Annotated in this window: 13 protein-coding genes; all 13 read left to right on the top strand. The window is 40.5% G+C overall.

Features of this window, described 5'->3' with window-relative positions; translation table 11 throughout:
• Complete coding sequence (locus PEPE_RS04860; RefSeq protein WP_011673411.1) at window positions 1-1,164, top strand: phage portal protein; 1,164 nt, start codon at window positions 1-3, stop codon at window positions 1,162-1,164.
• Window positions 1,142-1,897, top strand: coding sequence for a head maturation protease, ClpP-related (locus tag PEPE_RS04855; RefSeq protein WP_011673410.1), 756 nt, complete (start codon window positions 1,142-1,144; stop codon window positions 1,895-1,897). Before PEPE_RS04860 ends, PEPE_RS04855 begins: the two co-directional genes overlap by 23 nt.
• On the top strand, window positions 1,897-3,129 hold the full coding sequence (locus PEPE_RS04850; RefSeq protein ID WP_011673409.1) for a phage major capsid protein: 1,233 nt from the start codon (window positions 1,897-1,899) through the stop codon (window positions 3,127-3,129). Before PEPE_RS04855 ends, PEPE_RS04850 begins: the two co-directional genes overlap by 1 nt.
• 73 nt (window positions 3,130-3,202) lie before the next feature.
• Window positions 3,203-3,535, top strand: coding sequence for a head-tail connector protein (locus tag PEPE_RS04845; protein ID WP_011673408.1), 333 nt, complete (start codon window positions 3,203-3,205; stop codon window positions 3,533-3,535).
• Window positions 3,525-3,872: a phage head closure protein gene (locus tag PEPE_RS04840; protein ID WP_011673407.1), complete on the top strand. Its 348-nt coding sequence runs from the start codon at window positions 3,525-3,527 to the stop codon at window positions 3,870-3,872. Before PEPE_RS04845 ends, PEPE_RS04840 begins: the two co-directional genes overlap by 11 nt.
• Before the next feature lie 2 nt (window positions 3,873-3,874).
• On the top strand, window positions 3,875-4,282 hold the full coding sequence (locus tag PEPE_RS04835) for an HK97-gp10 family putative phage morphogenesis protein (RefSeq protein ID WP_011673406.1): 408 nt from the start codon (window positions 3,875-3,877) through the stop codon (window positions 4,280-4,282).
• Window positions 4,282-4,662, top strand: a complete 381-nt coding sequence (locus tag PEPE_RS04830; RefSeq protein ID WP_011673405.1) for a DUF806 family protein — start codon at window positions 4,282-4,284, stop codon at window positions 4,660-4,662. Before PEPE_RS04835 ends, PEPE_RS04830 begins: the two co-directional genes overlap by 1 nt.
• Window positions 4,663-4,677: 15 nt before the next feature.
• The gene (locus tag PEPE_RS04825) at window positions 4,678-5,331 is read left to right on the top strand and encodes a phage tail protein (RefSeq protein ID WP_011673404.1); all 654 of its coding nucleotides are present in this window, start codon (window positions 4,678-4,680) and stop codon (window positions 5,329-5,331) included.
• 73 nt (window positions 5,332-5,404) lie between these two features.
• Window positions 5,405-5,779 carry a phage tail assembly chaperone gene (locus PEPE_RS04820; RefSeq protein WP_011673403.1) on the top strand — a complete coding sequence of 125 codons (375 nt, stop codon included), beginning with the start codon at window positions 5,405-5,407 and terminating at the stop codon, window positions 5,777-5,779.
• Window positions 5,780-5,823: 44 nt separating this feature from the next.
• Window positions 5,824-6,009, top strand: a complete 186-nt coding sequence (locus tag PEPE_RS04815; protein WP_011673402.1) for a hypothetical protein — start codon at window positions 5,824-5,826, stop codon at window positions 6,007-6,009.
• Between the two features lie 31 nt (window positions 6,010-6,040).
• Window positions 6,041-10,801 carry a tape measure protein gene (locus tag PEPE_RS04810; RefSeq protein WP_011673401.1) on the top strand — a complete coding sequence of 1,587 codons (4,761 nt, stop codon included), beginning with the start codon at window positions 6,041-6,043 and terminating at the stop codon, window positions 10,799-10,801.
• 77 nt (window positions 10,802-10,878) lie between these two features.
• Complete coding sequence (locus tag PEPE_RS04805; protein ID WP_011673400.1) at window positions 10,879-12,645, top strand: phage distal tail protein; 1,767 nt, start codon at window positions 10,879-10,881, stop codon at window positions 12,643-12,645.
• A 20-nt stretch (window positions 12,646-12,665) separates the two neighbouring features.
• The gene (locus PEPE_RS04800) at window positions 12,666-15,056 is read left to right on the top strand and encodes a phage tail spike protein (protein ID WP_011673399.1); all 2,391 of its coding nucleotides are present in this window, start codon (window positions 12,666-12,668) and stop codon (window positions 15,054-15,056) included.
• Window positions 15,057-15,071: the final 15 nt, after the last annotated feature.

Here is a 15,071-nt window from a genome sequence, read left to right as displayed (position 1 = left end):
ATGCCTTTTTTTGAACCACCAACAGCAATCAATAATTCAACTAATATTCAAAGTGTACCGGTTGAAGATGATAACGTTGTTAACTTTTTGTCGCCAACTGGTAGTAATGAATATGTTAGTGCCAAGGATGCTTTGGAAAATTCGGATATCTATTCAGCGGTTAATCAAATATCTGGGGACTTAGCTACGATACAGTTAACGGCCAATATGCCACGAGCACAAGGGATTCTAAACAATCCCAGCACGACAGCTAACGGACATACGTTTTGGCAGTCTATGTATTCCCAATTGTTATTGGGTGGTGAATGTTTTGCATATCGCTGGCGCAATCCTAACGGTTTAGATTTACGCTGGGAATATTTGCGACCTAGCCAAGTGCAAACCTACTTATTAGATGATGGCAGTGGTTTAACCTATACGATTACCTTTGATGAGCCTGATTTGGGTGTTCTTCAATATGTACCGCAGTCTGACATGATTCATATTCGCTGGGCTAGTACCGATGGCGGTATGACAGGTAACAGTCCATTAAAAGCATTATCGAATGAGTTACAAGTCAAGAGTTCATCTAATAGTTTAACGTTAGCTGCATTAGCACGTTCAATTAGTGCTCCTGGTGTGCTATCTATTCAACATGGTGGACTGCTAAGCGAGAAAATGAAGGCTAGCCGTTCACGCAACTTCATGAAACAGGTGAACAATTCAAACGGTGGTCCAGTAGTTATTGATCAACTTGAAGATTACAAGCCACTAGAAATGAAAGCCGATGTTACTAAACTGTTAAGTCAAACAGATTGGACGAGTAAACAAATTGCTAAAGTCTTTGGAATTCCTGATAGCTATTTAAACGGTCAAGGTGACCAGCAAAGTAATATCGATCAAATTAAAGGTATGTACACCAACGCCCTTAATCGCTATTTACAGGCGATTTTAGCTGAGTTGGATAACAAACTTAATGCTAAGATAACGGCCAACATACGAACCGCTGTCGACCCATTGGGAGACTCGTTTGCAGCTACCCTATCAGGGCTAGCTAAAAATGGCACGATTGCTACTAATCAAGCAACTTGGCTACTACAGCAGACTGGTTATTTCCCAGATGAAATGCCTGCTGCTAAATCAGAAAAAGGAGGTGATAATGATGACAAAGAAAGTGATGATTAAAGGTGATATTGTTGATGATCAAACAGCCGGTTTCTATCAATTTTTTGGAATGCCAGCAGTATCGCCTTCGGGTGTTGCTGACATTTTAAATGATGACAGTGGTGATGATGATGACGATGGTGATGACGAAGCACTTGAAGTTGATATTGCTTCCAATGGTGGCGACGTTTTCGCAGCTAGTGAAATCTACACTATGCTAAAGAATTATGCTGGCAATGTAACAGTTAACATTCAAGGCTTAGCAGCTAGTGCGGCAAGTGTGATTGCTATGGCTGGTGATCATATCAACATTTCACCAACTGCTCAAATTATGATCCACAAGGCTTGGTCACAACCAGCTGGTAATGCTGACGATTTGGAACATGAAGCCAGTGTTTTAAATGGCATTGATCAATCAATTGCCAGCGCTTATGAAGCCAAAACTGGCATGGATCAAGCCGACTTACTACAATTAATGGCAAATGAAACATGGTTAACCGCTAGTGATGCCGTCGATAAAGGCTTCGCTGACGAAATTATGTTTGCTAATGACCAACAATTGCAACCGGTGAATGCCATTTCACACATTCCACCTAAATCTGCAGTTAATAAGCTGATGAATTTAATTTACAAGGCGGACAAGGATAAAGCTAAGCCGTCTAAAAAAGAAAATACTACTAATGGTCAATCTGCTGAATTACGAAACAGCAAATTGGCTATTTTATTTGAAAAAAATCAAAAGGAGGCCAACTAATGGCTAATATTAATACAATCAATGACGCTTGGATTGCCCAAGGTCAAAAGGTATCAGACTTAAACGACAAATTAAACGCAGCTGTTCTTGACGATAGCTTTGATCAAGACCAATTTAAAGCAATGAAACAAGACCGTGACAATGCGGTTGCTCGTCGTGACGCTTTACATGAACAATTAGAAGAAGAACGTAAGGCTCAAGAAATTGCCAATATGGAGGATAAGGACAAAACCCCACTTGATGATAAAGAAAAAGACATCAAAGCTGAGTTCATTAAGAACTTCCAAGGCATGATTAAAGGTGACCCTAAAGTTATGAACTTGGTAACTTCATCTACTGACGAAGGTGGCAACGCAATTGGTTTGACTATCCCTCAAGATATTCAAACAGCCATTAATACGCTTGTTCGTCAATATGATTCATTACAACAATATGTCAATCGAGAAGCTGTTACAACACAAACAGGTTCACGAGTTTACGAAAAGTGGACTGACGTTACTCCACTAGCTGACTTAGATGACGAAACAGCTACTATTGGTGACAATGATGATCCTAAGCTATCCATCATCAAATATACGATTCATCGTTATGCTGGTATTACTACTGCCACTAATTCGTTACTCAAAGATACAGTTGACAACATCATGACTTGGTTGTCGCAATGGATTGCTAAGAAAGTTGTTGTTACTCGCAATACTAAAATCATTGGGGCGATGAACGAAGCACCTAAGAAACCAACCTTAGCTAAGTTCGATGACATTATTACCATGATTAATACAGCTGTTGACCCAGCAATTAAGGCAACATCATTCTTAATGACAAATACTTCAGGCTTAAATGTGCTTTCCGAAGTTAAGGATGCTATGGGACGTTACCTATTGCAACCAGACCCAACACAACCAGACCAATATTTAATCCATGGCAAGCGAATTGTAGAAGTAGCTGACAAGTGGTTGCCTACTGCTGGAACTGCAGCAGCCCCAGTTTATCCATTGTATTATGGTGACTTATCACAAGCGGTTACTTTATTTGACCGAGAAAATGCGTCATTGTTAACGACTAATATCGGCGGTGGTGCTTTTGAAAAAGACCAAACCAAGATTCGTGTAATTGATCGTTTTGACGTTGAACCAACTGATAAAGAAGCCTTTGTTGCGGGTTCATTCAGCCAAATTGCTGACCAACCAGCAAACTTTGCAGCAAGTGCTGCTCCAGCAACAGCCAGTAAGTAATTAGTCAATTATGTCGCCAATAAAACACACAGTACAGTGATAAGCTGGGCGGCTAAGTAAGGATGTGATTTAAGTGGCAGCCAATTTAGAAACATTGAAATCATCTTTGCGAATTGATGGGGATGATGACGACGAGCTGTTAAAAGGCTATTTGTCAGCAGCCACTAGCTACATTAAACAGGCCATAGGGGACGAAAATAGTGTTCCGGGTTTCTATGAAACGGAAGGCGTGAGCAATTTGTTTGAAACTGCTGTTTACGCCTTAGCTGGTTCATACTGGTACTACCGGACATCAATCACTTCAAACACTGTTAATCCAGTTGACTTAGTTGTTGATTCAATCATTGGCCAATTGCGAGGCCTGTATAACCAAAAGCAGGATGAGGTGAACGACAATGGCAATTAATAAGTTAACTCCGGTTGACTTTAACCAACGTATACAGATTGGCACTGTTAAAACTGTTCAAAATCCTATTAATGGAACTAGTAAACAGACATTTGTTAGTCAGTTTAGTTTATATTGTGCACCCTATACACGATCAATTGCATCTTCGTATCAACTTACAGCCGAACAATTGGAGCAAGTAGTGGTCATTATTAGGCATAATCCTAAAGTTTGTGAAGGCATTAAATGTCAGTATAAAGGCAAACTTTACGATGTCATTAATGACAGCATTGATGATTCTAGTAATTATCTATCTTGCGATTATTTAACGCTAAAACAGGTTACTAAGGGGGCTTAGCTATGGCAAAAGATAACATAGTCGACCAATTAGAAAACTGGCTTAAAGACGTCCACAAGCTAGTCCCTGACGAAGCTGAACAAGAGAAAATAACCCAAGCAGGCGCTAAAAAGCTAGCTGATAACTTGACGGAAGTTACGCGAAAGAAGCATTACAGCTCACATAAAGACGAGAAGTACGGACATATGGCTGATAATATAAGTTACAACAGCACTGACATAGACGGTGAACATAATGGTAGATCAATTGTCGGGTGGACTAATAAATATCATGATATGAATGCCAGACGTTTAAATGATGGTACTAAACATATTAGAGCTGACCATTTTGTTGATGATAATTTAACTGACTCACAAGATGATGTCTTTAACGCCATGCTAGATGAGTATAAGAAGGGTGGCGATGACTAATGCTATTACCAGTATCACAGGTATCCAGTATAGTTAATGCCCTCAATTTAACGTGGCTTGATAAAGTCTACCTGAACGAAATACCTAACGAAGATTTAGACAACACTGATACTACAGTCATGCTATTACAAGAAACTGATTCAAGTCCAGCCTATCATGCCAATAGCACGTTTAAAGGCTTAGCAATGGGGGTTGAGGTTCAAATCTTTTATAAGGTTGACCTAGAAGACGACTTTAATCCGATTGAAGCTGAAATAGCTTTGCTAAAAGCTCTTAAAGACGCAGGCTGGTTGATTGTAGCTAGTCAGCACCACACAACTGATCCAGATACCAACCAATTGACCAAAACAATTTACTTAACTAAAAATGAAATGATATAAAGGAGAGATTTATAAATGTCAAAACATAATATTGTAAAAGCAACTTTTGCTTTACTAGACGATAACGGAGACTTAATCAAAGACGCTACCAAAGGCCTATCTACTGACGGAATCTATGTTGCCGATCATAATGGCGAAGGTTTCAGTCAAATTAACGTATCCGCCATTGAAGCACCTGGAACTCCTGGATGGGGAAATGGACAAATCAAGCGTACAGCCTATGGTAAATCTATGCCTACACTAGCTTTAACTGCTTTAGATTTAGAATTCAAGATTAATCAAATGCTTAAAGGGTTTACGCAAAGTGCTACTACAGGTGCATGGGTACGTCAACTGCCTAAGCCACACGTTGCGATGATTGCTGAATCACAATCACTAGATGGTGACATTTCAATTTATGAATGCTTCAATAACATTGAATTCGTTGAAGAAGCATCTAATAACTCAACTGATACTAACAGTGAAGCAGCTTACTCAACAACTTTGAACGGTACTGTATTAACACCATTGAAACCTAACATTTTCTTAGCTGCTAATGGCGTACAGCAACCTTATATGATTGCCAAGTCAAATGACGCTAACTTCAGCCTAGATAAACTTATGGCTGAAACATTTGGTGGCTATACTAAATCAACAAGTGCAACAACCGTTGTAACACCTGGTAAATAATTATCTAAAGGCTTCCCTCAAATGGGTGGCCTTTTTAATACATACAAATTAAAACAAAGGGGTACAAATTACTATGAAAATTAATGCTAAAAACTATTTCAAAATCAACAAGACGGCCAATGTAACACCAACTAATAATATCATTCGATTAGCTACTAAGGTTCAAATTGGTATGTTGGAATCACAAGATACTGAAAAAGAAATCACTGAACTAGATGCCATGAAAAATGGCTTAGAATTGCAGGATGATATGGCCGATTTTGTGCAACGTGTAATGGGCTACACTGATCAACAAATGGAAACGATTAACAACACGATCTCAGTTGAACGTTTTGGTGAAGGTGTTGGCTACCTAATTATGCGCTTAAATGGTATTTCAGACGCTGATATTAAGTTGTCTGAACAGAAACAACGCAAAGCCATTGAAGACGCTAAGTCGTCAAAATAAGCCGGCACAAGCGTAATGGTGAGCTTAAAAAGGAAATCCTTAAGTTGAAAAATCAACAGGAAGATTTCAACCTACTAGCTCAACAGTTATTATCTGAGGGACTATCACCGAAAGACTTTGATGATAGTTCATTTTTTAATACGATGGCAACTTTGAACGCTCGTAAAAAAGAAGATCGTGCTGAACTAGTTGACCCACTGGAGGCCATTAATCAAACATATGGCTTATAAACGCTTGTGCCAAAAAGGAGGTTAAAACATAATGGCAAAAAAAGTAGTTGGCCGTGAGATGACCAGTAGGGTTGGCCTAGATTCAGCAGAAGCTGTTAAATCACTCAAGCAGTTAACCGCTGAGGTTAGAGCTAACACTAGTGGATGGAAAGCCCAAGAGACGGCATTAAAGTCAGCGGGTGAGTATCAAAAGGCCGCAGCAGCTAGGGTAGATGGCTTAGCTAAGTCAATGGAAGCTCAAAAGGCTAAAATTGATGAGTTAAAGTCCCGTCAAGCAGGCCTTAACAGAGATACTAAAAACGGTGAAGAACAATATTTAAAGCTAGCTGACCAGATTAACAAGGCTAGTCGTTCATATGACAGTATGGGTGGTCAATTAGATCGGGCTAAGTCTAAATTGCAGTATTACAATTCAGGTTTAGCCGACCTACAAAAGGGATATAAACAAACAACGGCTTTAAGTGAATCATATGTGAAGCGCCTAGAAGCCGAGGGTAAGTCAGCTGAAGCTAACAAAGCTCGTTTAGGTGGTTTAAAACAGGCCTATTCTAACATGGAAGCCCAGTACAAGGCACAAACTAGTGAACTGGAACGGATAAAGAATGCTAGTGGCGCTACTAGTGACGCTTATAAACGTCAGCAAGTACGAGTTAATGAAACTGCCACAAGTATGGCTAAGCTCAAAAGTGAGACTAATGAGTTAGATTCCGCCATGAAGAAGTCTAATGCTAGTGTTTTCACTAGAATGTTAGATTCCGCTAAGTCTAAGCTAGGATTAGTTCGAGATGAAGAAAAGAAAACTAAGGACGAAACCAAACACTTTGCTATTGGGGCTGCGATTGGTAACACAATTAGTAACGCTGCATCTAGTGCAATTGGTTACATGAAAGGAGTTACCCAAGAAGGTTATAAACTAGCTGAAGCTGGGGGTACGATTAAGAAGCAATGGACAAACTTAGGTTTATCCGATGCTGCTGCAACTAAAATGACGGCTCAAATTGGCGATATTCGTTCTAAGGCTAATATGTCCGGTGGAGCTATTGATCAGATGCAGAAGAAATTCTATGCTATGACCAACAGTGCCACTAAAGCTCGTGCCATGACTGAAGTATTGGCTAGCTATGGATCAGCAGCTGGTAAATCAGGCGACCAGATAGCCCAGTTGAGTCAAGGGGTAGCCAAGTTAAGTGGAAGTTCTAAAGTAACCGCCAGCCTATTTAAGCGCACCTTTGGTCAAGTACCCGAGCTTCAAAAAGCTATTGTTAAAGCCAGTGGCATGTCGACCGATGCCTTTAACAAGCAACTGGCAGCTGGAAAGATTACCGGTTCACAATTGCAAGGCTATATGGTCAAGGCTGCTAAAACAAGTGGTAAAGCATGGTCAGAGTTTGGTGATACAACTAAGGGTAAGATGGCCGCTATTCAAGGTACTTACACCAACTTGAAAGTAGCGTTTGCCAAACCCTTAGTTGCCGGCGTTGAAAAGGCTATTGATGGAATTTCTGAGAAAAAAGGTGCTTTAGATAATGTTAAGAAGTCTTTAACCGGTCTAGTTGGAACGCTTGGTAAGAAAACAGGACAGTATGTCGGTGATGTTATCAAATTCTTAGCAAAAAATGAAAAACCAATCGAGAAAATGGGTGGTGCATTCGCTAGTATTGTTGGTAGTTTAGCTAAGGGTGCATGGTCAGCGGTAGCCGGTTCTTTAAAGCTGATTGGAGGGCATTCTAAGGACGCTTCTAAAGGTATGAGTGGAGTGGCTGACGCTACTGCTGCCATAGCTAAACACAAAACTGCCATTGAAAATGTTGGAAAAGCTATCATGGTTTATTTAGCGGTATCTAAACTAAAGACTATTGGTAGCACTCTTTATGGTGTTGCTGGAGCAGCTAGTAAAGTTGGTGGTGCTTTAAGCCGAATTGTATTTAAACCTAAGGTTGAAGGTGAAACTGGTAAACGTGAACTAACCCTATTCAGTAAAGCCGTTAAAGGCACTGCTAAAGGAATTGGCAAAGGCCTAAAATGGACGGCTAGGGTTAGTAAAAAAGCTGCAACTAAAACTATTTCGGTACTTTCAAAGACTGCTAAAGCAACAGGAAAAGGCATTGTAAAGGCACTCAAGTTTACAGCTAAGGTTAGTTCTAAAGTTGCAACGACTGCTTTGAATGGATTGAGAAAAGCGGCAAGTTTGACTGGTAAAGCGTTCGTATCAATGGGCAAGTTTATGCTGGCTAATCCATTTGTAGCAATTGCCACCGCTGTAATTGCCATAAGTGCTGCCTTGTATGAATTATACAAGCATAACAAGAAGTTTAGGAAGTTTGTTAATGGTATTGCAAAAGCCGTATCCAACTTCACTAAAAACGCTCTTAAGGGAATTAAGAAGTTCTTTAGCAATATAGGAAAAAGTTTTTCATCATTTGGAAAGTCTTTCAAAAAGTCTTGGAATAAAACGTGGAACTCGGTTAAGAAATTCTTTTCCAATATTTTTAATGGCATTCATAAATTGTTCACATCTTGGGGTAAAACAATCTCAAAATATTGGAATTCATTTAGTAAGGCTTTTAAAAAAGCTTGGAATTCATACTGGAAATTTGTTCATGATTTTTATGCTGGTATTTTCAAAAAGATTGCTAAAGTTTTCAAGTCTTGGACTAGTGCGATATCGAAAACATGGAATGGTTTCAAAAACTGGTTCGGTAAAAAGTGGAACAGCATGTGGAATGGTGTTCATAACTTTTTCTACGGAATAACTAAAAAATTAAGCAAGACTTTCAGTGACTGGACTTCTGGAGCTATGAACACTCTAGGAAGTTTTGGCAATAAGTTCAAATCTGGTTGGAATGGACTTGTTAAAGGCGTTAAGGACATTTTTGGTGGCCTGTGGAAAGACCTTAAAGGCTTTGCTAGAGATGGTATGAACGATGTCATTGATATTATCAATAAAGGAATTGATGGCGTTGACTGGGTAATCAATAAGTTTGGTGGTAAGAAAAAGACTATTGATGATTTAAGCCACGTTCATTTTGCAACTGGTACTGGTTCTCTTGGGAGTTCTAACTTTAGGCGCGCAATTAATTCAATTACACCCGCAATCGTAAATGATGAAGCTGGGGCAAGTAATCCAGAGCTTATCTTTAGAAAAGCAACGGGAACTGTTGAGTATTCTAAGCAAAAGAACGCTGAAACTATGCTGTTCCCAGGCGATGAAGTAGCTAATGCCACAGATTCAGCTAGACTAGCTCCGATGTTAGGAATTACACACTTTGCTGGTGGTGGAATTGGAAATTTCTTTGGAGGAATTATTAACGGAGCTAAGAGCATCTTTGGTAAGGTTGCCAGTGGCTTAAAAGGACTATTTGATATAGGAACTAAGATTCTATCTGATCCAGCTAAAGCATTGGAAAGTTTAATGCCGTTTTCTAACGGTGGTGCTAAAGGATTCTTCCCAACCATGGTTAAAGGCGGCTTCGATTTTGTTAAGAAGCAAGCTGGAAAATGGTGGTCTGCATTATGGAGCATGGTTAGCTTAAGTGGAGATGGTAGTGGTTCATACGGTGGTGGCTGGCAATCACCCGGTAGTGGCTGGACACACACCGATGGATTTGGTTCACCACGTGGTGGTGGTGTTCATGATGGTAACGACTTCTCTGCAAGTGTAGGAACTGCATTCCATGCTATGCACGGTGGTACAGTTATCCGTGTTGGTGGCGCGCCTTCCGGCTGGGGCCCTGTTGGATATAACATCGTTACTCGTGACTCAACTGGTAAGGAAATCATTTACCAAGAGTTCGGAAATGCCAAAGACGTTAGAGTTCACCAAGGAGAGCATGTTAAGACTGGCGATACACTTGGTGTTCTAGGTCGTTCAGGATTAGGAACTGGACCTCATTTGCACGTTGGTTTAACAAACGGTGGTTCAGTTTGGAGTAGAAATGGTATGAGTACTTCCGGCTGGTTAGATATCACTAAACAGCATGGTAAAGATAAAGGATCTGATGCTGACAGTGATTCCAGTTCAAGTGGTGATAGTTCACTCCAAAAGATGATTAAAAAGCAAGTTGGTGGTGGATTCTGGAAGACCATTAGTAAGCTTGCCAGCTTGTTTGGTGATGATGGTGGAAGTGGTGATCCGGGTGGTTCAGGTGTACAGCGTTGGAAATCTGACGTTAAAAGTGCCTTGAGTAAACTTGGACTTTCAACTAGTGAAAGTATGGTTAACCGAGTGCTACGGCAGATTAATACTGAATCTGGTGGTAACCCTAAAGCTATGGGTGGTACTGACGGTCTAGCTGACGGACATGCAGAAGGATTGATGCAAGTTAAACCGGGGACATTTAGTGCTTATCATTTAAGCGGTCATAACAATATCTGGAATGGATATGACAACATGTTAGCTGGTTTAAACTACGCAAAACATCGTTATGGCAGCGGATTGAGTTTTCTTGGTAACGGACATGGCTACGAAAATGGTGGCATTATCGGTCGCCACGGATTATACGAAATTGCAGAGCATAACAAGCCTGAAATGGTGCTGCCATTGACCAATAAGAGTCGGGCTAACCAGTTAATTGCACAGGCTAGTCAGGTTGTAAATGGCAACAATGATAGCCAAGTTGTATCTACTAATAGTGAAAGTAATAAGAAGCTTGATAAAGTCATTGCATTATTAGCGGCTTTAGTATCAGGCCAAGGTAATGTACAAGCAGTCATTGCTAAATCTGACGTGGTTAATGCCGTCAAATCTGACAATAAGACAGCTTCACAATACTCACAAATGATGGGGTACTAATATCATAATCAACCAAAGGGTCGTCCTTAATTGGACGCCCTTTTTTACATAGTTAAATTTAAAAAGGAGGTTAAATCGTGACCTTACAACGAGATGATTTTGAATATGCTGGATTAAATAGCCGGGACGATTTACAGGTTGAGATGGGTAACGTGGTATTGCCTAGTGCACCTGCCATGGCTGAACAGGTGACTGACATACCGGCCATGTATGGTAACCAGTTTAATGGCACGGACTTTACTAGTCGGACGATTAATATTCCGGTATCAATCTACTGTGCTGATAATCAAGACAGGTTTAATCAGGTGATGCACAATTTAAGCGGTTTATTACTAAGTGATGACCCTAGTGATAATGGTAAAGAATATCCACTAGTATTTGGCTTTGAACCTAAGGTGACGTATTGGGGACATATTACCGCAATTAGTGATCCAGCCCCAATTAATCCGGGTATGTATGACATGACGCTTACGATTACCTTTGTGCAGTCTGATCCCCGAGCAACCCTGCCACAAGTTGAGAAGCCTTTAAACAATGGCTTAAACACGATTACTGTTGACGGTACTGCACGAACAGCTCCAGTTGTCCAAGTTGTGCCTAAACGACCATTAAAATACATTGGTTTTAATCTTAATGGCGGTCAGTTTGGCTTAGGGCCGGAAACCCCTGACGACCAAGCTAATGCTATTCAACCCGATACTGATGTGCTCAATGATCCCATTGCTAGTATGGCGATGTGGACTAATGATGCCAATGCCATTAGTGGCATTAGAACCGATGGTAATTATAAATATCAAGGTAGCGCTCAGATTGATGAAAATAGCACATCCATGCGATTGGCCTTTGCGAATGGTTCAAAAGACTTTGGGCCGATATCAGATAATCCACCTGATGCTTGGCTAGGCCCAACTTATCGGTATACTGGGATGACTCAGTCTTTAACCAACTATCGTGTTCGTACTGGATTGCATCACATACGACACCAAGGTACTCATAATGGTCGGGCAATGGGAAAAGTACAATTTTCATTACTCGATGCCAGTGGTAATACAATTGGCCGGTTTGTCATTGGTGACCACATGGAAGGTGGTAAGACCTATGCGACACTGCAGCTATGCAAGCCGGGAAGTAATTTTAAAGATGGCAACTACAAAACACTTTACTGGGGATATGGCCCTAGCGGTGCATTTTACAATAAAAGAGACCAAAAAGTTAATATTAAAACTGGAACAACCACTAAAACAGTGACTAAAACCAGCAGGTCTAAGCGTGGCAAGGTGACGAAGAAAACAATCAAAGAAACCGTAAATAAGTATGCTACAGTCGTTAACAAACATGAAGGCAACGCCTTAACCAATGCTTGGGTATTTATGGACATGACGAAAGCCGGCAATGTTTATACGTGGGAATTACATCAATACAGTCCCTATACTGGCCAGCCTTATCATGATAGAAACCAGCGTTTAATTGTGAGCGGTCGCTGGGTAGATACTAACCATGAATTCGATTCAGCCTTAGGTGGATTTGGTCAAACATTCCTCAAACACCCAATCACGGAAGACAAGGAAAAAGTACCATACGTAGTTCCTTATATGGCTCTCACCGATATACAAGTCTGGCAACACAACCAGCCACAACCGAATGAACCTACTTATATTGCTAATGCAGGGGAAGAAATTGTCATGGATTGTGAGGCTGATACCGTAACCGTCAATGGACGATTGGTATCGCCAGTATGGTCAACCGATTATCCGCAATTAAAGCCGGGTGTTAATGGGCTAACTATGGTTGGCGACTTAGATGACGCTCAAATGACGCTTAAATACCTGCCAAAACTATTATAGCAACATAAGGAGGTTAACCGATGGCTTTAGCCAATCAATATTTAATTCTAAATCCAAGTTTGAAACGGATTGGCACCCTTACTATTGATGGTGCCACTAAATTTTCAAACGACAGTATCAAAGTTCAACTTGCCGATTCAGATACAACTAGTACATCCTACGATGATGACGTCAGTGTAGGAACTAAGGATAACTATAACGGCACGATTAATTTAAATGCTCAGTCTAAAAAGTTCGACCACCAAGGATCATTAGACGTGCTTCAAGGTCAGCCTGATTCGGACAAAGTAGTTGCTGGCAATAATCTTGCTTATTATGATTCCTTGTCGGGTCACTGGTATGTGATGCACATTTATAGTGTTGAGGAGAATAATACATCCGCCACTAAGCATGTCACAACCGCTAACTTTACTAATTTGTGTCTATTCACGTTGGCTCATCATTATCCAGTTGCGAAGGCCGATTCAGATACAGCTATCAAGCCTGCTTTTACAAGCGTGTTTAGTGATACTGGCTGGACGCTCAAATTTAACACAACCAATGCAATGGTTCCGTATATCTCAGTTGATGGCAAAACTAAAGCATCAACGCTATTACAATCGTTATTGCAAGCCTATAACGTAGAAATTGATTGCTACGTTGAAATTGACTCACAAGGTAATGTTCAATCGAAGACTTGTGAAATTGTCGATCAGCTGAATGCCGATAAGGTTTATAACGAAGCAATCTTCGGTAAAAATATTACTAGTATTAAACGCACAACCGTCTCAACACCAATTACCAAGCTGATTGCTTATGGGGCTAACGGTAATACCATAGCTGCTGCCAATGATGGAAAAGCTTATATCGTTGATGATGAAGCTAATCAGAAATATAACCCTGATTGGCAAAGTGGATTGTATTACGAGGGTGTTATCACTGCTAATCTAATTGAACATGCGGCCGGTTTAAAGGCGTGGGCTGAACAAATGTTACAACTATTCAATCATCCTAGGACATATTATGAGGTTAATGTAGCGCCAACTTTTAACCCACCATTAGGTGCCACCATTCGCTTTAAGGACGACCAAATCACACCAGCCCTAGATGCCAGTGGTCGGGTAATTCAAAGAACGATATCTTTTGCCAATCCATATGGTAATACCGTTGGCTTTGGTGAATATGTCACGGTACCAGTTGCCACTCCAGCGTGGCTAGCGGGTTATCAGAGCGCCATTAGTAGTGCCATTGAGAAGGCTAGAGCTGATGCCAGTTCTGTTAAGCCAGTCGCATTAACCCCTGATGGTGATAATTTCACGGATTCCAGTCAAACTAAGCGCTTAATCTTACAGGCTTGGGAAGGCAGCACTAATATATCAGCCTATATTGATAGCAAGGGATTTATCTGGCGCCGATATAACCAAAATGGTACTGTTGATACCAGCTATGAAAATACGGGGTATTTAGTACAGGCACCCTATAGTGCCATTGGTACTTTGCATGGCACGATTGAAACAGGCTATATTCAATCAGACCCTGAGGTGACACTAGATACCACTAGTATTAAACATTGGGGCGACTTTCAACGATCAGATGATGTAGTAGGGTCATACAGCGCCGTTCAGTATATGTGTCCACTAAGTAACGGTCAATATTTAACTAGTCGTTCGATTAATTCTGATTCAACCAAGGACACGATGTATGTTTTACATGACAGCAACTTTAAGCCAATTAGTAAGATGATTATGCAATATGGTGGGCACGGAGCTAGCTTTGATGTTGAGGAAGTTGATGGAACGCCTTATATTTGGGCAGCAACTTACACTGACAATACACACAGTGTATCGGCCGTCTCACGTTTTCCCTATGTCGCTGGAATAACTATGCAAGCTAATGATAGTCGAATTGAACGATATTATTCCATGAACAGATATATGCGTTTAAGCATGGATTTTAAACATGGTTATGTGCTGGTTGGTAACAATAGCGGTGCTATGTATATCATGACGCTAGATGATTTAAAGAATGGCAATTATAACATTAAATACGCCTTTAACATCTTCAATTATGGTTATGAGACTAATCAAACGTACCAATCACAAACGCTTGATTTTCCATATGTTTACTGGGATTCCGGCAACGTTGACTTACATGATAATCGCATGTTGTATGGCGTTAACGTTGTGCATGGAGGTCAAGAGTTTGCACTAAACTTAATGCTTGATATGGACTTTAAAACTGCAGATGACGTGATGGAACCTGAAACGGTCAAGGCAATCTATGATTCAACAGGCAACTCAGCTTTGCTGTTAACGTTCAACTGTTGGGTTAATGATAATCCAATCGAACGAGTCTATTCGATACCAATAAAAACTAGGCCAGCTGCTAACACCCTAAATACAAGTACAACTGATGATAATACGGCCGATTAGAAAGAAGGCGAATTA

The sequence above is a fragment of the Pediococcus pentosaceus ATCC 25745 genome, from assembly GCF_000014505.1.
Lineage (GTDB): Bacteria > Bacillota > Bacilli > Lactobacillales > Lactobacillaceae > Pediococcus > Pediococcus pentosaceus.
The sequence above is the reverse complement of the archived record's forward strand: the minus strand, read 5'-3'. Positions and strand labels throughout refer to the sequence as shown.